Genomic DNA, 22,126 nt, shown 5'->3' with positions numbered 1-22,126 from the left:
TGCGCGCTGGCCGGTCGACGCGTCCCGACGGCGGCTCGACGGCGGGACGCGCCACGTCGCCCGCCGCGGCATGTGACGGTAGTTTGAACAACTCGAAGATCCTCGGTGCGTGCCTTCGTGTCACGTGTCGGGAATTCTGCCCCAGGAGTAGCGTCAGATCGTCCACCGGTCAGCCCTCGACGACACGGGATGTTCAATGCCAGACTCGCCGTCCGACAGCCCGAAGCGACCGCGTCGACGGCTCTTCCAGCACTGGCGCAAGGACGTCCCCGCCGGCATCACTCTCGGCGTCGAGTCGGTGCCGGACGGCCTTGCCGGCGGCCTGCTCGCCGGGGTGAACCCGATCTACGGGCTCTACGGGTACATGATGGGCACGTTCTTCGGGGCGCTCGGAACGAGCTCCGCGTTCATGGCGGTCCAGGCGACGAGCGCGATGGCGGTCGTCGTCGGCGACATCCCCCAGGTCCAGGGCGACGACGGGGACACCGCGCTCTTCACCGTCGCGGTACTGACCGGACTGATCATGCTCGGGCTCGGGCTCGCGGGGCTCGGCCGCGTGGTCCGCTGGGTGCCCAACTCGGTGCTCGTCGGGTTCGTCAACGCCGTCGCGGTGACGATCGTCCTCGGGCAGCTCGACGACATCACCGGCTACGACGGCACCGGCGCCACACGCCTGCACGAGGCCGTCGACACCCTTGTACACATCGGGTCATGGAACTGGTACGCCGTCATCATCGGCGCCATCACCATCAGCCTGATCGTCGTGCTCGAGAGGACGAGGCTCGGTGCGCTGGGCATGGTGGCCGCCGTCGTCCTCGGCTCGCTGATCGCCGTCCCGCTCGGTGGTGTCCCCATCCTGTCGGACATCGCCACGGTCCCGGCCGGCCTGCCGGGCATCACGCTCCCCGACCTCTCCCTGATCGCCGAGCTGCTCGTCCCGGCCGCGTCGCTCGCGTTCGTCGGCCTCGTGCAGGGCGCCGCGATCAGCGCGTCCACACCCAACCCGGACGGCACCTACCCCGACCCCTCGGGGGACTTCCGTGGGCAGGGCATTGCCAACATCGCCTCCGGCATGTTCTCCGGGATGCCGGTCGGTGGCTCGATGTCGGCCACGGCGATCGTCACCCGCGCCGGGGCCCGCACCCGGCTCGCCCTCTTCGTCGCAGGCCTGACGATGGCGGTCGTCGTCCTCGCACTGTCCGACGCCGTCGGCCAGGTCGCGATGCCCGCGCTGGCGGGCCTGCTGATCGTCGTCGGCATCCGGAGCTTCAAGGTCTCCGCCGCCAAGAGCGTCCTACGCACCGGCGGTGTCCAGGCGACGGCGATGCTCGTGACGTTCGTCCTGACGATCCTGATCCCGCTCCAGTACGCGGTGCTCGTCGGCGTCGGGACCTCGCTCATCCTCTTCGTCGTCAAGCAGTCCAACAAGGTCACGCTCCGCCGCTGGATCCCGAACCCCGACGGCAGCTTCACCGAGGAGGACCTGCCCTCCGAGCTCGGCCACGAGCAGATCGTCGTCATCCGCCCGTACGGGTCGCTGTTCTTCGCCGCGACCCCGATCGCGGAAGCCCAGCTCCCCGCCGTCGGCGCGACCACGGACCGGTGCGCCGTCCTGCTCAACCTCCGCGGGAAGGAGGAGCTCGGCTCGACCTTCATCGCCCTCGTCGACCGGTACTCCGAGCGTCTCGCCACCGCGGACTCGCGCCTCTACCTCGTCGGCGTGAGCGCCGACCTCGCCGCACAGCTCGAACGCACCGGGACGACGGCCAAGATCGGCCAGGACCGGATCAGGATCACCACCACCACTCTGCGCGAATCCACCCTGCGTGCCGTTCACGACGCACGCGCCTGGCAGGAGGAAGACTGATGCGACTCGGAGAAGCACTGCGCGGGGGCACTCCCCGCAAGGACCTCATCGCCGGACTGACCGTCTGGGCGGTGCTCGTCCCCGAGGCGCTGGCGTACGCGACGATCGCTGGCGTCGACCCCGTGGTCGGCCTCTACGCCGCCGTCCCGTCCCTGATCCTCTACTCGGTGTTCGGCACCTCGCGCCGGCTCGTGGTCGGCCCGATGGCCGCGAGCGCCGCCCTGTCTGCCGCCGTCGTCGGGGCGCTGCATCCGGGCGACGACGCCGCGTTCCTCGCCCTGACCACGGGGGCGGCCCTGGTCACCGGCCTGCTCTGCATCGTCGCGGGCGTGGCACGCCTCGGCGTGCTCGCGTCGTTCGTCTCCGAACCCGTGCTCAAGGGCTTCATCATCGGCATGGCGATCGTCATCATCGTGGGCCAGGTGCCCAAGCTGCTCGGTCTCGACTCGGTCGACGGGAACGCCGTCGAGAAGACGATCGGCGTGTTCGGCGAGCTCGGCGACATCCACGGGGCGTCCGCCCTGCTCGGGATCGCGGCCCTGGCCCTCGCGCTCTCGCTGCGGCGGTGGGCGCCCAAGGTCCCGGGGGCGCTCGTCGTGGTGGCCGTGGGTGTGCTGGTGTCGGTGTTCCTCGGCCTGGGCGACCAGGGTGTGGAGATCGTCGGTCACATCGAGCCCGGCATCCCGACGCTCGGGCTGCCGGACCTCGCGCTCTCGGACTACTCCGACCTGCTGGTCCCCGCCCTCGGCATCATGGCCGTCGCGTTCGCGGAGTCGCTGGGCGCCGCCCGCTCGTCCGCGACGACGGAGAAGATCGACGCGAACCGCGAGCTGATCGGCATGGGGATGTCGAACATCGGCTCGGGCCTTGCCGGCGGCATGGTCGTCAACGGGTCGCTCTCCAAGACCGCGGTGAACTCCGCGGCCGGTGGCACGTCCCAGTGGTCGAGCATCGTGGCGGGCATCCTGACCCTGGCCACGCTGCTCTTCCTCACCCCGCTCTTCGAGCCGCTCCCGGAGCCCGTGCTCGCCGCGGTCGTGATCGCGGCCGTCCTCGAGCTCGTCGACATCAAGGCGCTCGTGCGGCTGTGGAAGCTCGCCACCCCGCTGCACGGCGTCCGGTACGGCGGTGCCGCACGGTCCGACTTCTGGGCCGCGGCCGCCACCCTGCTGGGCGTCCTGCTGATCGACACCCTGCCGGGCCTCGTCATCGGCGTGATCATCTCGATCCTGCTGCTGCTCTCGCGGGCGTCGAAGCCGCACATCGCCGAGCTCGGGCAGACCGGGGACCTCTGGGTGGACACCGACCGCGCCACCGCGCACGGGCGGAGCACCACCCCGCACGAGGGCATGGTCGTGCTCCGCGTCGAGGGCGGGATGTTCTTCGCGAACTCCACGATGATCGAGGACTTCGTCGAGGCCCGGGTCGACAAGGACACCCGCGCCGTCGTGCTCGACGCCCAGACCGTCCCGTTCGTCGACGTCACGGCCGCCAAGATGCTCGTCGAGCTGCGCGACAGCCTCCAGAGCAAGGGTGTGACGCTTTACTTGACCCGCGACGTCGGACAGGTCCGCGACCTCATCCGCAACGCCGAGCCGTCACGGGAGTTTATGCCCCACGTCGTGCCCGACGTCCACGCGGCCGTCGCAGCCTTCGACGAGTCGGAGAAGGGGACCTCGGCAGGCGGCACGACGCCGGGCAGCACGCCCGACGCGTAGGTGCGGCCGGGCGCGGGGCCGCGCCGTCCTCCCTGCGTCAGGCCCCGTTCAGCGCGCGCACCCGCTCGACGACGCCGTCTGCCGCGGCCTCGATCTGCGCCAGGCACTCGACGAACCCGTCCTGGTCCCCGTACCAGGGGTCGGCGATGTCCAGGTCGGCGGAGTCGCCGTCGGACGCCGGGGCCGACGGGTCGAAGGCCCGGTACATGACCACGTGGGAGTCGTCGACGCCCGCCGACGCCGCGAGGCGCCGCAGGACGCGCGCGTGCTGAGCCGTCATCGGCAGCACCAGGTCACGGTCGCCCAGCTGCTCCGCGCTCACCTGACGCGCCGCGTGGTCGGGCACCTCGTACCCGTGCTCGCGCAGCACGCGGCGTGCGCGCGGGTCGACGGGGTTGCCGTGCTCCTCGCCCGAGACCCCCGTGGAGTCGACCACCACGTCGTCGAGCCCGGCGTCCGCGAGCCGCGAGCGCAGCACCACCTCGGCCATCGGGGAGCGGCAGATGTTGCCCGTGCACACCGTCATGATTCGCGTCGTCATCGCCCCAGTCTGCCCCGGCAGTCCGACGTCGGAAAATACCTTCCCCTCCGCGCGCGGCAGGCGTAGCGTCGTGGTCACAAGGGAAGGAGGTGGTCCAAGGAAATGATTGATTCCCGGACTCTTGAGGTGGTTGCGCGCTGACGTCGCGCACCGACCGGACGGCAGCTGCCGATCGCGTGTCACCCCCGCGGGGGTGACGTCGGCGAATCCCACGCAGTCACCGGAACCCGCGGGCGTCGTGCCCTCGTCCAGCACGACAGGTGGACCCCCACCGGCCCGCGGGTTCTTGCGTGCCCGGAGCCTGGCGGGACAGCTCAGACGACGGGACGGTTCAGGCGTCGAGGCGGTTCAGACGTCGAGGCGGAACGCCGTCGCCAGGGTCCGCGCCCCCGGTGAGCCGCCCTCGGCGGCCGCAGCCGCGGCGTCGGACACCTGCCGCACCATCCAGGGGCTGAACGCCCACGGCGTGGCCCGCACGGCGGCGAGCACCTCGGCGGCCGGCGCCCACACGTGCTCGGCCACCTCGTCGGGGTTCGGCGTGAGATCCCCGTCGATCCGTGCCACGTACACCGGGCAGATCTCGTTCTCCACGACGCCCGAGGCGTCGACCGCGCGGTAGCGGAACTCCGGCAGCACCACCTGGACGTCACGCACCCGGGTGCCGAGCTCGTGGTCCGCGTGCCGCACGAGTGAGTCCTCGGCCTCCTCCGTCCAGCGCAGGTGCCCGCAGAACGAGTTGGTCCACACACCCGGCCAGGTCTTCTTCACCAGGGCGCGGCGCGTCATCAGCAGCCGGTCGGCATCGTCCAGCAGATAGCAGGAGAACGCCAGGTGCAGCGGGGTCTCGACGGTATGGACGGCCGACCGCCGCACGGTGCCCAGGCGGTTGCCGGCGTCGTCACAGGTCACGACGTGGTCGGGGGCGACGGGGGTGTACTCGCTCATCGCGCCATCGTGCCACGGACGCAGCCCCGTCGGGCCGGACGCCGTCAGGAGGCGCAGCCCTTGACCGTGAGGCTCTGGCCGTCCACGACCGCCGCGTTCTCGGCCGTCGCGCCGTGCACCGTGTACACGTCGCCCTCCTGCGTGACGTCCACCGCCCCGGATGCGTCCCAGCGCGTCAGGTCCACGGACGCCAGGTCGTCGGCCTGCGCCTGGGTGATCTCCCCCGCCGCGACCTGAGCGTCGAGGGTGTCCGACCAGTCGAGGACGACCTCCCACCCCACGTAGAACGGGTCCGAGTGCCCCTCCACCGTCGTCACGGCGCACACGTTGTACTGACTGCTCCCCGTCAACGCGGTCGTGTACGTATAGGTGTCGTCACCGGGATCGACGACCGACGGGAGCCCCGCCGCGTAGTCGCACACGTGCACCGTGGCGGTCTGGCCCGCGCTGATCAGCGCGTTGTTCCACATCTCGTCAAACGGCGCGCCCTCCCCGCCGTCGGTCCCCGAGACGGTCACGACGTCGCCCGGGCTCGCGCCACCCGGCCCCACGGCCCCCTGGAGCTCGTCCGGGAACGACGAGTTGAAGGGCGCGGCCGCGGTGTCGACGTCCATCGCCCAGGCGACCTCGTCGGTGCTGTCCGTGGTGATCTCGACGTCCGCACAGAACTGCGTCGCGCTCCGGATCGTCCACGCAACGTCGGTGATCACGGTGTCCGCGTTCCCGGGCGTGAACGGGCCCTCACCGCCCTCGCCACCACCCGAGCTCCACGTCCCGGCGCTCGCCGAGGAGGACACCACGGCGGCGTCGACCCAGGCGGCCTCGGTGGGAGCGACCGTCCGCGCCAGGAGCAGGGACAGGAGGATCGCGAGCAGGGCTGCACCGGACCACGCACCGGCGCGGATGCGGCGGGTCATCGCCGCGCGCCGTCGGTCGAGACCCCGGCGGTCGAGCTCGACGAGACCCCGACGGTCGAGCTCGACGAGACCCCGACGGTCGAGCTCGTCGAGACCCCGACCCGCGTCTCGACAGGCTCGACGGACGAGACCCCGACGGTCGTCTCGACAGGCTCGACGGACGAGCGGCCGGCGGTCGAGCTCGTCGAGACCCCGTCCCTCGTCTCGACAAGCTCGACGGACGGGCCAGGCTCGACCGGCGGGCCAGGCTCGACCGGCGGGCCAGGCTCGACGGGCGGAACGGACTTCGGCGGCAACATCGTGAGCCCGATGCACGCGGCCACGGCGACGAGCAGCCCGATGACGACGCCGGGCTGCTTCAGCAGCGCGAGCCAACGCCCGGCACCGGGGACCTGCGCGACGGGTGCGAGAACCTCGTCGCCGACCTCGTAGGGTTCGACGTCCTCGCGCTCGTTCGCGTCCCCCTGCATACGGATGGTGGCTCCGCCGTCGTCGTGGTGCTCGATCTCGATCACCCGGTGGGTGACGAGAGAGCCCGTCAGGTCGCTGGGGATCGTGACGACGTCACCGACCTCGACGTCGTCGGTGTCGGTCGGGCGGTCGATCAGGAGGTCGCCGACGGCGATCTCGGGCTCCATCGACCCGGAGACCACGACGACGGGCTGGATCAGCCCGGCGGCGGTCGCGCCCCAGGTCAGGGCACTGAGGATGCCCACGACGGCAAGGACCCCCAGCAGGAGGTTCCCGACGACGCGCAGGAGCTTGCGCACGGGTTCCTCCTCCGGGGGTCGGTGCAGCGGCGGGTGGGTCAGGACTGGGCGGTGAAGGTGATGACGATGCTGCCGGTGTCGCCCTGGTACTCGTCGGGCCACAGGACCGGTGTGGAGACGGTCAGGTCGGCGGTCGTCGTCTCGCCCGGCGCGAGGACAGTGCCGGCGACGGAGTCGACCTCGGCGGTCGCGGGGGTGTCACCGGCGAAGACCTCGCCGGTGGTGGACACCGTCGCGTCCGCGAGGTTCGCGTCGGTGCTGCCGGCGTTGCGGAGCTGCAGCTCGACGGTGCGGGTCTCGCCGGGGACGAGCTCCCCCAGCTCGGACTTGTCGATGACGATCGCGGTCGACTCGTCGTCGGCCTCGGACCAGGTCTCGCCGTCGACGCTGCCCTCGAGCTCGAAGCTCGCGGCGTTGGCGCCCGACGTCATCCAGACGTCGTCGGTCCAGGCCGCGGTGGTCACGGCTGCCCCGATCCCGCCGATGGCGAGGGCCGCGAGGGCGATCTTGGCGCCGGTACGACGGCGGTCGTTGGACTCGGCACCGTGGGCGGGAGTGTGCGTGCTCATGGGTTCTCCAATCAGCCACGGCCGTGGTGCGGCCGGGTCGTCGAGGTGTGGCGGTCGGTCCGCGGTGTCGACGGGATCGGCCTGACGCCGGAGCGGTGCTCGCAGATTTCCGCGTCGTGGCGGGACGTCAGGACTCACTGTAGGTCCGCTGAGGACTGCAATCCTGGGGATTGCACCTTTCTTCACAAACATTGACCCGACGTTCACACTCTTTCCGCACGCACGCCGCCCCGAGCCTCGCGCCGGACCCCAGACGGTCGACACCATACCCCTTGGGGTATAACGTAGACAGGGTCAGCCCACCCCGACTCGGAGGAGCACGATGGCCGTCCGACCCTCCCCCCGACGGCTGATCGCCGGCACCCTCGCCGCCGCCGTCCTGCTCGCCTGGTACCTCGGCGTCAGCGGGGGCACCGGCGGCCTCGTCCACCTCGCGCTCGTCGCGCTCAGCGCCGGCCTCGGCGGCGCGATCCTCGCGTCCTACGTCCCCGAGCGCGGCGAGGCCTGGCGGAGCACCCTGGGGTGCGGACCGTGCGACGTCGTCGCCGCAGGAACCGTGCTCCTGCCCGCCCTGCTCCTCGGGTCGGCGCCGCTCAGCGCCTCGATGGCTCTCGTCGCTGTCCTGGCCACGACGTTCGGTCTCGTCCGACGACGGGCCGGCACAGCGACGTCGTGCCCGACGTCCCCGCAACCGACCACCGGAGGAACACCATGACCTACACGCTCACCACCACCGTGCCCACCCCGTTCGACGAGACCGTCGCCTCCGTCCGTGAGGCTCTGGCCGCTCAGGGGTTCGGCATCCTGACCGAGATCGACATGGCCGCGACCCTCCGCACCAAGCTCGGGGTCGAGATGCCGCCGTACCTGGTGCTCGGCGCCTGCAACCCGCCGCTCGCCCACCGCGCGCTGCAGGCCGACCCGTCGGTCGGCACCCTCCTGCCGTGCAACGTCGTCGTCCGGGCCGACGGCGGGACGACGGTGGTCGAAGCCGTGGACCCGCACGCGATGATGTCCGTCGCGGACGACGACGAGCTCCGCACGGTCGCCGAAGACGCCGAGCAGCGCCTCCGGGCCGCGCTCGACTCGATCCACACGCCGAGATAGCCCCGGGGCCGCTTCCGCTCGTCAACCCCGCGACGTCGGACGACAATGGCAGCGACTCGCCGCACCTCGCCGACCAGGGAGTAACCATGCCGACCCCGCACCCCGCCGACGCGCACGACCTCATCCGGGTCAGCGGCGCACGTGTCAACAACCTGCGGGACGTCAGCGTCGAGCTGCCCAAGCGACGGCTGACCGCGTTCACCGGGGTGTCGGGCTCCGGCAAGAGCTCGCTCGTGTTCGGCACCATCGCCGCCGAGTCCCAGCGGATGATCAACGAGACCTACTCCGCGTTCCTGCAGGGCTTCATGCCCACCCAGGCGCGCCCCGACGTCGACGTGCTGGACGGGCTGACCACCGCGATCGTCGTCGACCAGGAGCGCCTGGGGGCCAACTCGCGGTCCACGGTCGGCACCGTCACGGACGTGAACGCGATGCTGCGGATCGTCTTCAGCCGCCTCGGCGACCCCCAGATCGGCTCGCCGCAGGCGTTCTCGTTCAACGTCGCCTCCATCAGCGGCGCCGGGGCCGTGACCTTCGAGAAGGGCGGCAAGACCGAGAAGGAGCGGCGGTCTTTCTCGATCACCGGAGGGCAGTGCCCCCGCTGCGAGGGCATGGGGACGGTCACCGACCTGGACCTCACCCAGCTGTACGACGACGAGAAGTCACTGGCCGACGGCGCCATCACCGTCCCGGGATACACGGCCGGCGGGTGGAACATGCGCCTGTACCGCGAGTCGGGGTTCGTCGACCCGGAGAAGCCGATCCGGGAGTACACGGACCAGGAGCTCGCGGACTTCCTGCACCACGAGCCCGTGCGGATGAAGATCGCCGGCATCAACATGACCTACGAGGGCCTGATCCCGCGCATCCAGAAGTCGATGCTCAGCAAGGACCGCGAGGCCATGCAGCCGCACATCCGGGCGTTCGTCGACCGTGCCGTCACGTTCACCGACTGCCCCGAGTGCGACGGGACGCGCCTGAACGCCGGGGCGCGGTCGTCGAAGATCCGCGGCAAGAACATCGCCGACCTCTGCTCGATGCAGATCAGCGACCTCGCCACCTGGATGGACGACCTCGCGGAGCCGTCGCTCGGACCGCTGATCGAGGCGCTGCGCGCGACGCTCGCGTCGTTCGTGACCATCGGCCTCGGGTACCTGAGCCTGGACCGCCCGTCGGGGACGCTCTCGGGCGGCGAGGCGCAGCGCGTGAAGATGATCCGCCACCTCGAGTCGTCGCTCACCGACGTCACATACGTCTTCGACGAACCGTCGATCGGCCTGCACCCGCACGACATCGACCGGATGAACACCCTCCTGCTCCAGCTCCGCGACAAGGGAAATACCGTGCTCGTCGTCGAGCACAAGCCCGAGATGATCGCGATCGCGGACCACGTCGTCGACCTCGGCCCGCGCGCCGGGACCGCCGGCGGCGAGATCTGCTTCGAGGGCACCGTCGACGGGCTGCGCGGCTCCGACACCCTCACCGGCCACCACCTCGACGACCGGGCCTCGGTGAAGGACGCTGTCCGCACGCCGTCGGGCACCCTCGAGATCCGCGGCGCCTCGATGCACAACCTCCAGGACGTCGACGTCGACGTGCCGCTCGGCGTGCTCGTCGTCGTCACCGGCGTCTCCGGGTCCGGCAAGAGCTCGCTGATCCACGGGTCGATCCCGTCAGGCGCCGACGTCGTGTCGGTCGGCCAGGACCCCATCCGCGGGTCGCGGCGCTCCAACCCCGCGACGTACACCAACCTGCTCGACCCCATCCGCAAGGCCTTCGCCAAGGCCAACGGCGTGAAGCCCGGTCTCTTCAGCGCCAACTCCGACGGCGCCTGCCCCACCTGCAACGGCGCCGGCGTGATCTACACCGACCTCGGGGTGATGGCCAGCGTCGAGACCGTCTGCGAGGAGTGCGAGGGCCGACGCTTCCAGGCCTCCGTCCTCGAGTACACCCTCGGCGACGACGACTCCGCGGGCGGCGCCAAGAACATCAGCGAGGTCCTCGAGCTCTCCGTCGCCGAGGCCTCCGAGTTCTTCAGCACCGGGGCCTCGCGCGTCCCCGCCGCCGCGAAGATCCTCGGCCACCTCTCCGACGTCGGGCTCGGGTACGTCAAGCTCGGCCAGCCCCTGACCACCCTCTCCGGCGGCGAGCGCCAGCGGCTCAAGCTCGCCACCCACATGGGCGAGAAGGGCGGCACCTACATCCTCGACGAGCCGACGACGGGCCTGCACCTCGCCGACGTCGAGCACCTGCTCTGGCTGCTCGACCGGCTGGTCGACTCCGGCAAGTCCGTGATCGTGATCGAGCACCACCAGGCCGTCATGGCGCACGCCGACTGGATCATCGACCTCGGCCCCGGCGCCGGGCACGACGGCGGTCGCGTCGTCTTCGAGGGCACGCCGGCCGACCTCGTGGCCGCCCGGGCCGGGCTCACCGGGGAACACTTGGCGGACTACGTCGTCTGACGTTGGTCGAGCCTGTTGGTCGAGCCTGTTGGTCGAGCCTGTTGGTCGAGCCTGTCGAGACCCCTGCCGGTCGAGCCTGTCGAGACCCGTAGACCGAGACCCGGTTTCGACAAGCTCAACCTCCGTCGGTCGAGCCTGTCGGTCGAGCCTGTCGAGACCCCCCGCCGGTCGAGCCTGTCGAGACCCGTAGCCCGAGACCCGGTTTCGACAAGCTCAACCCCCGTCGGTCGAGCCTGTCGAGACCCGCTTGTCCCGGTTTGCACCACCCGCCATCCGCCGCTATCGTCCTGCCCCAGGTCAAGAGCGACCAGCGATACGCCCTCCGCGTGCTGGTCCGGCAACCGCGCCACCCCGCGCACGGTGCCCCAGGAGGAAGACCGGCCCGCCACGACCGTGGCGGGAAGGAGCGAAGGGAGCCACGGATGGTGGAGAAGTACTACCTGCGGATCGACGGAATCCTTGAACACGAGCCGGGTGCGCGTCGTCGCGAGAGGGCACGACGAACGGGCGTGACGCTCATCGAGCACGGCATGCTCTGCACGGCCTGCATGGTCGGCTCGTGGGGCCGGACCGAGCTCAGCCGGAACCGAACGCTATGCAACGTCTGCCACCACTTCGCGCACCATCTGGCCACCGCGGCCGCGACGTCCCCCGCGGACCGGCAGACCATCCTTCACCGGCTGATCGGCCCGTCCGTGAGAGACGATTCTGGCGTGGCTGCCGCGCGCGCCCACCTCAAGGCCCGGGTGCACGGCGTCTTCGACGAGGCGGTGCTGCAGGGCGTCCCGATCGTCGAGCGTCCGACCCGTAGCGGGCCGACGACGCCGGCGATCGGCGTCCGAGACCTACGCCGGAGCGGTCTCGTCTCGGACGCGATGGAGCAGCGAGTACAGCGCTACGCCGACTGGCTCGAGGCACTCGAGCCGACAGACCATGCCGTGCACGCCGAGGCGCTCTCCGCCGTCGCGGGTCTGGGCGCGATGCTGCGTCGTTGGGACAGTGACCAAGAGTTGAAGAACGCCCGACGCCGGTTCCGGGAGTCGCTGAAGCGGCTGTCCGCCGCCTCTCGGAGCGTCGGGGCCGATCTGATCGGCCTGGTCCAGGCGCACCGTCTGCGCTTCCGCTGACGGCAGGTCTCGACAGGCTCGACCGACGGCGGTTGAGCTCGACCGACGGCGGTTGAGCTTGTCGAAACCCGGTCTCGACAGGCTCGACCAACGGAGGTTGAGCTCGACCTGCGGAGGTTGAGCTTGTCGAAACCCGGTCTCGACAGGCTCGACCGACGGTGGTTGAGCTCGACCTGCGGCGCTGGTCCCAACCGGCCGCCCCAGAAACGACGAAAGTCCCGATCCGGTCGACCCGGTCGGGACTTTCATCGTTGCGATCTCCCGGAGGAGACCGACTCTGTGCGCGAGGGGGGACTTGAACCCCCACGCCCTTTCGGACACTAGCACCTGAAGCTAGCGCGTCTACCATTCCGCCACTCGCGCGCGCTGAAGGAGATTAGCACGCAGCGGGCCTGATCCTTGAATCGAGCCCGGCGGGGCGGCCGGTGCGTGCGACAAATAGGACAGCCCGGTGCGCGTGCGCAGAACCTTCACCACACCGTGTCTCGCTCGTGTCGCACCGAGAGGGCCAATGATCGCTCTCGTCGTTACGATCAGTGGGACCGCGCCCGCACCGGGTGGGCGCGGCTGTGGCGTCGTCGCCGTGTGCGTCGACGGGAGGAGGTGGCATGGGCGTCCTAGATCGTTTCGAGCGCGGCGTCGAACGCGCCGTCAACAGCGCTTTCTCGCGTGGGCGTACCGAGGTCAAGCCGGTCGAGCTGGCGAGCGCGCTGCGCCGCGAGGTCGACGATCGTGCCGCCGTCGTGGGCCGCGACAGGACGGTCGTGCCCAACGAGTACACGATCAACCTGTCGGAGGACGACTACACGCAGATCGACGGCTGGGGCGCGGAGACGCTCGCCGACGAGCTTGCCACCAACGTCACGGAGTACGCCGCCTCGCAGCACTATGCGTTCGTCGGGCCGGTGAGCGTGACGTTCGAGCAGAACACGGAGCTCGAGCCCGGCCGCTTCACCCTCTCCTCGGCGACGGTCCGCGGCTCGACGGCGCCCGCGACGTCGTCCCCGGGGGCCCGACACCCCCTGGTGGACATCGACGGTCAGCGCTACCTGTTGACGGGCCCGGTCACCGTCATCGGCCGTGGCTCCGAGGCGGACATCGTGGTGGACGACGCCGGGGTGTCCCGCCGGCACCTGGAGATCCGCGTGACCGGGGACGGTGTGGTCGCGACGGATCTCGGCTCGACGAACGGCCTGTACGTTGAGGGTCATCAGGTTCCAGCCGCTACGCTCCTCGACGGGAACACCTTGACCATCGGGCGCACGCGGATCATGTTCTGGACCGGCGCGCCCACCCGCGACGACGAGGAGTGGTGATCACGCACCGATGAGCGAGCTGACGTTCACCCTATTGAAGCTGGGATACCTGGCGCTGCTGTGGGTGTTCGTGCTCTCGGCGGTCGGTGTGCTGCGCCGGGACCTGTACGGCACGCGGATCACCCAGCGGCGCAAGCGCAAGCCCGCGGTCGCCTCCGGTGCGCCGTCGTCGGGCCCGCCGACGCCGTCGGGCGCCCTGTCGAGCACGCCGCGTCGTCTGGTCGTGACGTCGGGCCCGCTGCGGGGGACGTCACTCCCGCTGGGCGGTCACCCGATCCTGATCGGCCGTGCGCCCGGCTGCACGCTGGTGCTGGACGACGACTACTCGTCGTCGCGCCACGCCCGCTTCTACTCCGACGGCGGCAAGTGGTTCGTCGAGGACCTCGGCTCCACGAACGGGACGTTCGTCCGGGACCAGCGAATCTCGGGTGTGATGCCGATTACCCTGGGTGTGCCCGTCAAGATCGGTCAGAGCGTCGTGGAACTCCAGGGATAGCGGTTTTCGGTGAACATCGCACTGCGGTACGCCGCACGGTCCGACGTCGGACTCGTGCGTGCCAACAACCAGGACGCCGCCTACGCGGGTCCCCACCTTCTTGTCGTCGCCGACGGCATGGGCGGGCACGCCGGGGGTGACGTGGCGTCGTCGATGACCATCGCCGCGCTCGCGCACCTCGACGGCGAGTCGCACGGGCCGGACGACGCCCTCTCCGAGCTGGAGCGCTCGGTCGACGAGGCGCGCGTGGACCTCGTGCAGCGCAGCGAGGAGGAGCCCGACCTGAACGGGATGGGCACCACCGTCACCGCGATGCTGCGCGCGGGCAACAAGCTCGTGATGGCGCACCTCGGTGACTCGCGCGCGTATCTGCTGCGCGACGGCGAGCTCGCCCAGGTCACGACGGACCACACGTTCGTCCAGCACCTCGTCGACTCGGGCCGTATCACGGCCGAGGAGGCCGAGTCGCACCCGCAGCGCAACGTCGTCATGCGCGTGCTCGGCGACTTCGACGTCGACCTGACGCCGGACATGTCCGTCCGGGAGGCGCGGGCCGGCGACCGCTGGCTGCTGTGCTCCGACGGGCTCTCGGGGTTCGTGTCGATCGAGACGCTCGAGCAGACCCTGATCGAGGTGCCCGACATCGACGAGTGCGCCGACCATCTGGTCCAGCTCGCGCTCCGCGCGGGCAGCACGGACAACATCACGGCCGTCGTCGCCGACGTGGTCGACCTCGACCGGCTTCCCGACGGCGCGGGGCCGGGGACCACCGCGCAGGTGGTGGGCTCGGCCGCGAAGGACCACAACCGCGCGACCGTCGCGCAGGACGGTCCCGCCGCGCGCGCTGCCGCGCTGCCGGAGCTGTCGCCCGAGGGCGACCTCGGCGACGCCAGCGACGCACGCGACACCCCCCGTCGTCGCCGATGGGTCCCCGTCCTCGCCACGCTGCTGATCCTCGGTGGACTCGCCGCCGCCGCGTGGGCGGCCTACGCCTGGACGCAGACGCAGTACTACGTCGGTGTCTCGGACGACAAGGTGGCGGTGTTCCAGGGGATCCCCACGTCCATCGGCTCGTTCGAGCTCTCGACCGCCGTCGACGTCACCGACACCGAGGTCTCGGACCTGCCCGACTACCTGCAGACCCGCGTCGAGCAGACGGTCCCGGCCAAGAGCCGCGCGGACGCCGAGGACCGTGCCGCGGGTATCGCGGACAACGCGATCCCGCCGACCGTCGAGGTGGAGCCCAGCCCCACGGAGACGCCGACGACGGGTGATGCCTGATGGTCACCGTCGAGCCCACCGCAGCGCGTCCCGGACGACGGGCCGAGCTCTGGCTCCTGGTCCTCGCGCTCGCGCTCGGGGTGACCGCCTACGCGCAGGTCGCGCTGCGGATCACCGAGACCCTGCCCACCCAGTTCTGGGTGCACACCGTGGGCCTCGTCGTCCTCGCGTTCGGCATGCACATGCTGCTCCGCTGGCGCGCACCGTACGCCGACCAGGTGATGCTGCCGATCGTCGTCGGGCTCAACGGCATCGGCCTGGCGATGATCTACCGCTCCGACCTCGGCGAGCAGGAGAGCGGCACCGACCAGGCGTTCGCCAACGGGCAGCTGGGCGCGACGGCTCTCGCGATGCTCGTCGCCGCCACCGTCATCTTCCTGCTCCGCGACCACCGCACGCTGCGCCGGTACACCTACACGGCGATGGTCGTCGGTCTGATCCTCATCGCGCTGCCCCTCGTCCCGGGGCTCGGCCAGGAGATCAACGGCGCCCGGATCTGGATCACGATCGCGGGCAACTCGCTCCAGCCGGCCGAGTTCGCGAAGATCGCCCTCGCGGTGTTCTTCGCCGGATACCTCGTCACCAACCGTGACACGCTCGCGCTCGCCGGCCCGAAGCTCATGGGGCTGCACCTGCCCCGTGTGCGCGACCTCGGGCCGATCATCCTCATCTGGCTCGCGTCACTGGCCGTCCTCGTCTTCGAGCGCGACCTCGGGACGTCGCTCCTCTTCTTCGGCCTCTTCGTCGCCATGCTGTACATCGCGACGGAGCGGATCAGCTGGGTGCTGATCGGCATGGTGCTGTTCGGCGGCGGCGCGATCCTCGCCGCGACGACGTTCAGCCACGTCTCGTCCCGCATCGACGGCTGGCTGCACGCCTTCGACACCGCCGTGTACGACCAGGGAACGTCCTACCAGCTGGTCCAGGGCCTGTTCGGCATGGCCAACGGCGGCCTCTTCGGCACCGGCTGGGGCAACGGGTACCCGAACCTCGTCCCGTACGCGTACTCCGACTTCATCTACGCCTCGCTGGGTGAGGAGCTGGGCCTCACCGGTCTGCTCGCCATCCTGATCGCCTACCTGATCCTGATCGAGCGCGGTCTGCGCACGGCGGTGGGCGTCCGCGACGGGTTCGGCAAGCTCCTGGCCGGCGGTCTCGCGTTCGTCATGGCTCTCCAGCTCTTCGTCGTCGTCGGCGGCATCACCCGCATCATCCCGATCACGGGGCTGACGCTCCCGTTCGTCGCGCACGGTGGTTCGTCGCTCCTCGCGAACTGGCTAGTGGTCGGCCTGCTGCTGCGGATCTCCGACAACGCCCGCCGCCCGTCGGCCCTTCCGGTCCGCGGGCAGGTCGCGTCCGGGCACCCGCCGGTCGAGCAGGACGTCGAGGAGGTCGACGCCGTCGGCGAGCCCGACGTCGCCCCGCCCGGCCCCGTGCGCGTCTCGGCGGCCGATCAGACCGCGGGCGTCCCGACGGCGGCCGGCGGCCCCGGCCGTCCGGCACAGATCGTCCGCCCGACGTCGCGGCCCGAGTCGGCCAGCGAGGAGACCGCGGCCATTCGGCCGGTCGACCTCGACGCGGAAGGCCGCGGCGGCAACGCTCCGGGAACCGGCCGTCCCGGCACCGTCCCGCCCGCTCCGCCCGTCCCTCCGCCCCCGCCGTCGGGCGAACCACCCACCACGACGGCACCGTCGCCGGAGGTTGACCCGGCGACGTCGGACCGCGACACAGACCCCAGCACGCGCGACGAAGGGAGCGACCGGTGAACGTCCCCATTCGCCGCGTGGCGACCATCGCCCTGCTGATGGTGCTCGCACTCATGGTCTCGACCACGATCATCCAGGTGTTCCGCGCCCCGGACATCTCCGCCGACCCGCGCAACAAGCGGACGATCTACGAGCAGTACGGGCGCGCCCGCGGCCCGATCGTCGTCGAGGGCGACTCGATCGCGAAGTCCGAGCCGGTGGACGACCCGTACCAGTACCAGCGCGAGTACACCGACGGTGAGCTCTACGCCCCCGTCACCGGCTTCTACTCCCTCGTCAACGGCAGCACCGGCATCGAGGCGGCCGAGGACGACTACCTCTCGGGGACGGCCGACGACCTCTGGTTCACCCGGATCAAGGACCTGCTGACGGGCAACACCCCGCAGGGCTCGTCCGTCGAGCTCACGCTCAACGCCGCCGCGCAGCAGGCTGCGTGGGACGGACTCGGCGACCAGGTCGGCGCCGTCGTCGCGATCGAGCCCGCCACGGGCAAGATCCTGGCGATGGTCTCCAAGCCCTCCTACGACCCGAACGTCCTCGCGGACCACGACCTGGGCGCGGCGTCCGACTCGTACTCGGCGCTCGTCGACGACGACACGGACCCGCTGATCAACCGCGCCATCGCCGGCGACACCTACCCGCCGGGCTCGACGTTCAAGCTGGTGACGAGCGCGGCCGCGCTCGAGTCGGGCGACTACGAGCCCGACACGGTCATCCCGGCCCCGGACGTCTACCAGTACCCGAACTCCACGGCGGTCCTGCCGAACTTCGGCGGAGAGCAGTGCGACCCCTCCGGGGAGCAGACGCTCGCCGAGGCGCTCGAGATCTCCTGCAACACCGCCTTTGCGGAGCTCGCGGTGGCGATCGGGGAGGACGCGCTGCGCGAGCAGGCCGAGGCGTTCGGCTACGACACCGACCTGTCCATCCCGATGACCGTCACGCCCAGCCGGTTCCCGGCCACCGACGACCTCGACGAGGCAGGGCTGGCCCGCGCCGGCATCGGCCAGGGCGACGTCTTCGCCACTCCGCTCGAGATCGCGATGACCTCGGCGGCGATCGCGAACGGCGGCGAGCAGATGCAGCCCTACCTCGTCGACACCGTGCGCTCGCCGGACCTCGACGTGGTCAGCCAGACGGCACCGCAGACGCTGCGACAGTCCGTCTCGTCCGAGACCGCATCGGAGCTCACCGAGATGATGCTCGGCGTCGTCGAGGACGGCACGGGGACCGCGGCACAGATCTCCGGCGTCGAGGTCGCGGGCAAGTCGGGCACGGCGCAGCACGGCGACGGGACCGAGAACCCGCACGCCTGGTTCACCGCGTTCGCGCCCGCCGACAACCCGCAGGTCGCGGTCGCGGTGATCGTCGAGGACGGCGGCAGCCAGGGCAGCGAGGCCACCGGTGGCTCCGTCTCCGCCCCGATCGCCAGCGCCGTCATCCAGGCGGTTCTCGGATGACACCTGCCGAGGGCCTCGTCCTCGGGGGGCGCTACACCCTCGTGCGACGGATCGCGATCGGTGGCATGGGTGAGGTCTGGGTGGCCAACGACGGCGCCCTCCACCGGGAGGTCGCCGTCAAGGTGCTGCGCTCCGAGTACGCGGGCAACGAGGACTTCCTCGCACGCCTGCGCACCGAGGCACGCAACAGCGCCGCGCTCTCGCACCCGAACATCGCGCAGATGTACGACTACGGCGAGCAGCAGCAGTCCGGGTACCTCGTGATGGAGCTCGTCATCGGCGAACCCATGGCCGACCTGCTGGAGCGCGAACCCGTGATCGCCCTCCCCCGCCTGCTGCCGATCCTGGCGCAGACGGCACGCGGCCTGCACGCCGCCCACGTCGCCGGGGTCGTCCACCGCGACATCAAGCCGGGCAACATCCTGCTGGACAAGTCCGGCGAGGTGAAGATCACCGACTTCGGTGTCTCGCTGGCCGCCAACCAGGTGCCGATGACCGCGACGGGCATGGTGATGGGCACCGCCCAGTACCTCTCCCCCGAGCAGGCGATCGGTCAGGCCGCGACCGGTGCCTCCGACGTCTACGCGCTCGGGATCGTCGCGTACGAGTCGGTGGCGGGCCGGCGCCCGTTCACCGGCAAGACCCCGGTGGACATCGCCGTGGCGCACGTCAACGAGGCGGTGCCGCCCCTGCCTGCCGCGGTGCACCGCGACCTCGCCGCGCTGATCATGAAGATGCTCGAGAAGGACCCCACCGAGCGTCCCCGCACGGCGGCCGCCGTCGGGCAGGCTCTCGACGAGTTGACGCAGCGCGTCGCCGACGACCCGTGGGGCCGCCGTTCCCGTCGTGGCTCGGTGGGCGCGCACGCCGTCGCCGGGATGGCCGGCCGGCCTTCCGACGTCGGCCCGCACCCGACGACCGACCCCGCCCCGCAGCTCACGTCCATCCCGATCCCCGCGGCCCTGCGGAGTCCGCGCCACGCCGTCGAGCCCGACGGCACCGGGTTCGGTGACGCCGCGGCCGTCGTGGCCGACGCGCCGCCGCCCCCTCCGGCTCCCGCGGCGACCGACGTCGTCGCTCCGGAGGAGAGCGGGCCGCCGGCTCCCTGGCGTCGTCCGGACGACCGCCCCGCGCCCGCCGCGCAGCGCACCCGCGCGCGGGCCAAGGCACCCGAGAAGTCTGCGGAGAAGACGCCGTCGATCCCTCCCCGGCCGAAGAGCTCGGCGTCGGAGGGAGAGGCCGACTCGCCGTCGTACCCCACCCGGCGCGACGTCCACCACTCCACGCGCCGCCCCGCCTCGACCCCGAGCCGGTCCTCGCGGCGGGAGCCTGTGCGGACGTCGACGACGACGGGCCAACGCTTCCGTCTGGGCTCAGGATTGCTGTCGTGGCCGCTGCTGGCCCTGATCGGAATCCTTGTCGTCCTGGTGCTCGCGACCGTTCTGACCGGGGGTGGCGCCGACGACGACGCCGCGCGTTTCACTACCCCCGACGATTTAGTCTCAGATGTCGGAATCGTGACCGTATCGTTGCCAGGACATGCCGTCTCACCGCTCGACAGTGGGATGATGCACACCGTAGCGGAGCGTCAGACGACGCTCTGCCCCGAGACAACACTGAAGGACGTGTGACAGGTGGAGAACGCTCCCCGAGTTCTCGCCGGCCGCTATGAGGTCGGCGAACTCATTGGTCGCGGAGGAATGGCCGAGGTCCACATCGGCCACGACACACGCCTCGGGCGTACGGTCGCAATCAAGATCCTGCGCTCCGACCTCGCCCGCGACCCGTCCTTCCTCACCCGGTTCCGGCGCGAGGCGCAGTCTGCCGCCGCGCTGAACCACCCCGCCATCGTCGCCGTCTACGACACGGGCGAGGACATCCACACGGACACGCAGGGCGCGAGCGTCCACGTGCCCTTCATCGTCATGGAGTACGTCGAGGGCCAGACGGTCCGGGACATCGTCCGCGACGGTCAGTCGGTGCCGATCGAGGAGGCCGTCGAGATCACGGCCGGCGTCCTGGCCGCGCTCGAGTACTCGCACCACGCCGGGATCGTCCACCGTGACATCAAGCCCGCCAACGTCATGATCACCCCGACCGGGGCGGTCAAGGTGATGGACTTCGGCATCGCGCGTGCCATGGCCGACTCCGCGGCGACGATGACGCAGACGCAGGCCGTGATCGGCACCGCGCAGTACCTCTCCCCCGAACAGGCGCGCGGCGAGACCGTCGACGCCCGCTCCGACCTCTACTCCACCGGCTGCCTCTTCTACGAGATGCTCACGGGCCGGCCGCCGTTCGTCGGCGACTCCCCCGTCGCCGTCGCCTACCAGCACGTGCGCGAGACGCCGCTCAAGCCGTCCGACGTCGCCCCCGACGTCCCCGAGGTGCTCGACCGGATCACGCTCAAGGCCCTCGCGAAGGACCGCACCGACCGCTACTCGAGCGCGGGCGAGTTCCGCGCCGACCTGGACGCGGCCTCCCGCGGGACGGCGATCTCGGCGGGTGCGCTCGGCGTCGTCGCCGCCGGAGCTGCTGCCGCCGGCGCCGCCGGGGCCGCCACCCAGGTGATGGGTGCCGCCGACTCGACCCAGGTCATGGGCGCGACGCAGGAGAACCCCTGGGGAGCGACCGCGCTGCAGAACCCGACGTCGGGGACGCAGCCCGTGCCCGTCGACCCGGACGAGGAGGAGCCCAAGAGTCGCAAGGGTCTGATGTGGACCCTCATCGCCATCGGCGCCGTCGCGATCGCCGCGATCGTCGCCTTCCTCCTCCTCGGCGGGGAGAAGGAGGCCACCGAGTTCGAGGTGCCCGCGATCAGCGAGGGCATGACGGTCGACGAGGCGCGGGACCTGGTCGAGGGTGTCGAGGGCGCCGAGTTCACGCTCGACGACCGCCAGCGGGCGGACGACGCCGAGGCCGGGACGTTCCTCGAGCAGACTCCCGAGGGCGGGACGATGCAAGAGAAGGGCGCCGAGATCGTCGGGTACTGGTCCTCCGGGCCCGACTCGGTCGAGGTTCCCGACGTCGTCGGCCAGTCGCAGGACGACGCCCGGGCCGCGATCGAGGCGGCAGGTCTGAAGGTCGGCAGCACGTCGACCGAGGACAGCAGTAGCGTCGCGGCCGACCACGTCATCAGCACCGACCCCGCCGGGGGCGACCCGGTCGAGGCGGGGGCCACCGTGAACCTGACGCTCTCGACCGGCGAGTTCGACGTCCCCGACCTGACCGGCATGTCCGAGGACGAGGCCACGAGCACGCTGAGCGACGCCGGCCTGAACAGCTCGGTCCGGTCGGAGCAGAGCGCCCAGCAGGAGCCGGGCGACGTCTTCCGGCAGGACCCCTCCGCGGGCACCAGCGTCACGGCCGACACGACCGTGACGATCTGGATCGCCGAGGAGCCCGAGGCCGAGACGACGACGGTCCCCGACGTCACGGGGCTGAGCCAGAGCGACGCCGAGGTCAAGCTCCGCCAGGAGGGCAACCTGAACTCCACGGTGACCACCGAGGCGTCCGACTCGGTGGCCGCCGGCCAGGTGATCCGTACCGATCCCGGCTCCGGTTCCGAGGTGGAGGTCGGCACGGTCGTGACGATCGTCGTCTCGACCGGTCCGTCCGGCGAGTCGGACGAGCCGGGCAACGGCAACGGAAACGGGGACGACGGCGGTCCGAACACGGATCCCACGACGGAGCCCGGCGCGGACGGCTGACGCTCCGCCGAGGTAGACCCGCACGCACGAACGGCCCGCAACCACGGAGGTTGCGGGCCGTTCGTACGTCGGTG

Annotated in this window: 18 protein-coding genes, 1 tRNA gene and 1 riboswitch; of the genes, 13 read left to right on the top strand and 6 right to left on the bottom strand. The window is 71.0% G+C overall.

The genetic code is table 11. The annotated features are described in order from the left end of the window. Positions 1-196 precede the first annotated feature (196 nt). Complete coding sequence (locus tag BLU20_RS02345) at positions 197-1,867, top strand: SulP family inorganic anion transporter (RefSeq protein WP_083371440.1); 1,671 nt, start codon at positions 197-199, stop codon at positions 1,865-1,867. Then, positions 1,867-3,585 carry a SulP family inorganic anion transporter gene (locus BLU20_RS02340; protein ID WP_083371439.1) on the top strand — a complete coding sequence of 573 codons (1,719 nt, stop codon included), beginning with the start codon at positions 1,867-1,869 and terminating at the stop codon, positions 3,583-3,585. The genes BLU20_RS02345 and BLU20_RS02340 overlap by 1 nt, the downstream gene beginning before the upstream one ends. A gap of 37 nt (positions 3,586-3,622) precedes the next feature. On the opposite strand, the gene BLU20_RS02335 is transcribed toward BLU20_RS02340, so the two are convergent. The 5 genes from BLU20_RS02335 to BLU20_RS02315 form a co-directional block, all read right to left on the bottom strand. Then, positions 3,623-4,126 carry a low molecular weight protein-tyrosine-phosphatase gene (locus BLU20_RS02335; RefSeq protein ID WP_083371438.1) on the bottom strand — a complete coding sequence of 168 codons (504 nt, stop codon included), beginning with the start codon at positions 4,124-4,126 and terminating at the stop codon, positions 3,623-3,625. A 348-nt stretch (positions 4,127-4,474) separates the two neighbouring features. Continuing rightward, positions 4,475-5,071: an isopentenyl-diphosphate Delta-isomerase gene (gene idi, locus BLU20_RS02330; protein WP_083371437.1), complete on the bottom strand. Its 597-nt coding sequence runs from the start codon at positions 5,069-5,071 to the stop codon at positions 4,475-4,477. A gap of 44 nt (positions 5,072-5,115) precedes the next feature. Beyond that, positions 5,116-5,988 (bottom strand): hypothetical protein, encoded by an 873-nt coding sequence (locus tag BLU20_RS02325; protein ID WP_083371436.1) that lies wholly within the window; start codon positions 5,986-5,988, stop codon positions 5,116-5,118. Continuing rightward, positions 5,985-6,758 carry a signal peptidase I gene (locus BLU20_RS02320; RefSeq protein WP_172828982.1) on the bottom strand — a complete coding sequence of 258 codons (774 nt, stop codon included), beginning with the start codon at positions 6,756-6,758 and terminating at the stop codon, positions 5,985-5,987. Before BLU20_RS02320 ends, BLU20_RS02325 begins: the two co-directional genes overlap by 4 nt. Positions 6,759-6,796: 38 nt before the next feature. Further along, positions 6,797-7,327 (bottom strand): COG1361 family protein, encoded by a 531-nt coding sequence (locus tag BLU20_RS02315; RefSeq protein WP_083371434.1) that lies wholly within the window; start codon positions 7,325-7,327, stop codon positions 6,797-6,799. Positions 7,328-7,649: 322 nt separating this feature from the next. Here BLU20_RS02315 and BLU20_RS02310 point away from each other — a divergent pair, with 322 nt between their 5' ends. From BLU20_RS02310 to BLU20_RS02295, 4 genes are all read left to right on the top strand, one after another. Then, positions 7,650-8,042, top strand: coding sequence for a hypothetical protein (locus BLU20_RS02310; RefSeq protein ID WP_083371433.1), 393 nt, complete (start codon positions 7,650-7,652; stop codon positions 8,040-8,042). Next, positions 8,039-8,434, top strand: a complete 396-nt coding sequence (locus BLU20_RS02305) for a DUF302 domain-containing protein (protein ID WP_083371432.1) — start codon at positions 8,039-8,041, stop codon at positions 8,432-8,434. Before BLU20_RS02310 ends, BLU20_RS02305 begins: the two co-directional genes overlap by 4 nt. An 86-nt stretch (positions 8,435-8,520) precedes the next feature. Beyond that, complete coding sequence (locus BLU20_RS02300; RefSeq protein ID WP_083371431.1) at positions 8,521-10,899, top strand: ATP-binding cassette domain-containing protein; 2,379 nt, start codon at positions 8,521-8,523, stop codon at positions 10,897-10,899. A gap of 295 nt (positions 10,900-11,194) precedes the next feature. Beyond that, positions 11,195-11,311, top strand: a riboswitch (SAM riboswitch). A 10-nt stretch (positions 11,312-11,321) separates the two neighbouring features. Beyond that, on the top strand, positions 11,322-12,026 hold the full coding sequence (locus BLU20_RS02295) for a hypothetical protein (protein ID WP_083371430.1): 705 nt from the start codon (positions 11,322-11,324) through the stop codon (positions 12,024-12,026). A gap of 280 nt (positions 12,027-12,306) precedes the next feature. On the opposite strand, the gene BLU20_RS02290 is transcribed toward BLU20_RS02295, so the two are convergent. Continuing rightward, positions 12,307-12,389: transfer RNA gene (locus tag BLU20_RS02290), tRNA-Leu, on the bottom strand. Between the two features lie 245 nt (positions 12,390-12,634). Between BLU20_RS02290 and BLU20_RS02285 the strand changes: the two genes are divergently transcribed. The 7 genes from BLU20_RS02285 to pknB are packed head-to-tail and all read left to right on the top strand — an operon-like array spanning position 12,635 to position 22,052. Beyond that, positions 12,635-13,342: an FhaA domain-containing protein gene (locus tag BLU20_RS02285; RefSeq protein WP_083371429.1), complete on the top strand. Its 708-nt coding sequence runs from the start codon at positions 12,635-12,637 to the stop codon at positions 13,340-13,342. A gap of 10 nt (positions 13,343-13,352) precedes the next feature. Continuing rightward, positions 13,353-13,838 carry an FHA domain-containing protein FhaB/FipA gene (locus BLU20_RS02280; RefSeq protein ID WP_029253886.1) on the top strand — a complete coding sequence of 162 codons (486 nt, stop codon included), beginning with the start codon at positions 13,353-13,355 and terminating at the stop codon, positions 13,836-13,838. Positions 13,839-13,847: 9 nt separating this feature from the next. Next, a complete protein-coding gene (locus BLU20_RS02275) occupies positions 13,848-15,119 on the top strand; it encodes a Stp1/IreP family PP2C-type Ser/Thr phosphatase (RefSeq protein WP_083371428.1) in 1,272 nt (423 codons plus the stop codon). After that, positions 15,119-16,885, top strand: coding sequence for an FtsW/RodA/SpoVE family cell cycle protein (locus BLU20_RS02270; RefSeq protein WP_083371427.1), 1,767 nt, complete (start codon positions 15,119-15,121; stop codon positions 16,883-16,885). The genes BLU20_RS02275 and BLU20_RS02270 overlap by 1 nt, the downstream gene beginning before the upstream one ends. Then, positions 16,882-18,342, top strand: coding sequence for a peptidoglycan D,D-transpeptidase FtsI family protein (locus tag BLU20_RS02265; RefSeq protein ID WP_083371426.1), 1,461 nt, complete (start codon positions 16,882-16,884; stop codon positions 18,340-18,342). Before BLU20_RS02270 ends, BLU20_RS02265 begins: the two co-directional genes overlap by 4 nt. Beyond that, positions 18,339-19,973, top strand: coding sequence for a serine/threonine-protein kinase (locus BLU20_RS02260; protein WP_157270251.1), 1,635 nt, complete (start codon positions 18,339-18,341; stop codon positions 19,971-19,973). Before BLU20_RS02265 ends, BLU20_RS02260 begins: the two co-directional genes overlap by 4 nt. 3 nt (positions 19,974-19,976) lie before the next feature. Beyond that, a complete protein-coding gene (gene pknB / locus BLU20_RS02250) occupies positions 19,977-22,052 on the top strand; it encodes a Stk1 family PASTA domain-containing Ser/Thr kinase (protein WP_083371424.1) in 2,076 nt (691 codons plus the stop codon). Positions 22,053-22,126 lie beyond the last annotated feature (74 nt).

This window comes from Paraoerskovia marina, from assembly GCF_900105445.1.
Taxonomy (GTDB): domain Bacteria; phylum Actinomycetota; class Actinomycetes; order Actinomycetales; family Cellulomonadaceae; genus Paraoerskovia; species Paraoerskovia marina.
Note: the sequence above shows the minus strand (reverse complement) of the source record. Positions and strands in the feature narration are given on the sequence as shown.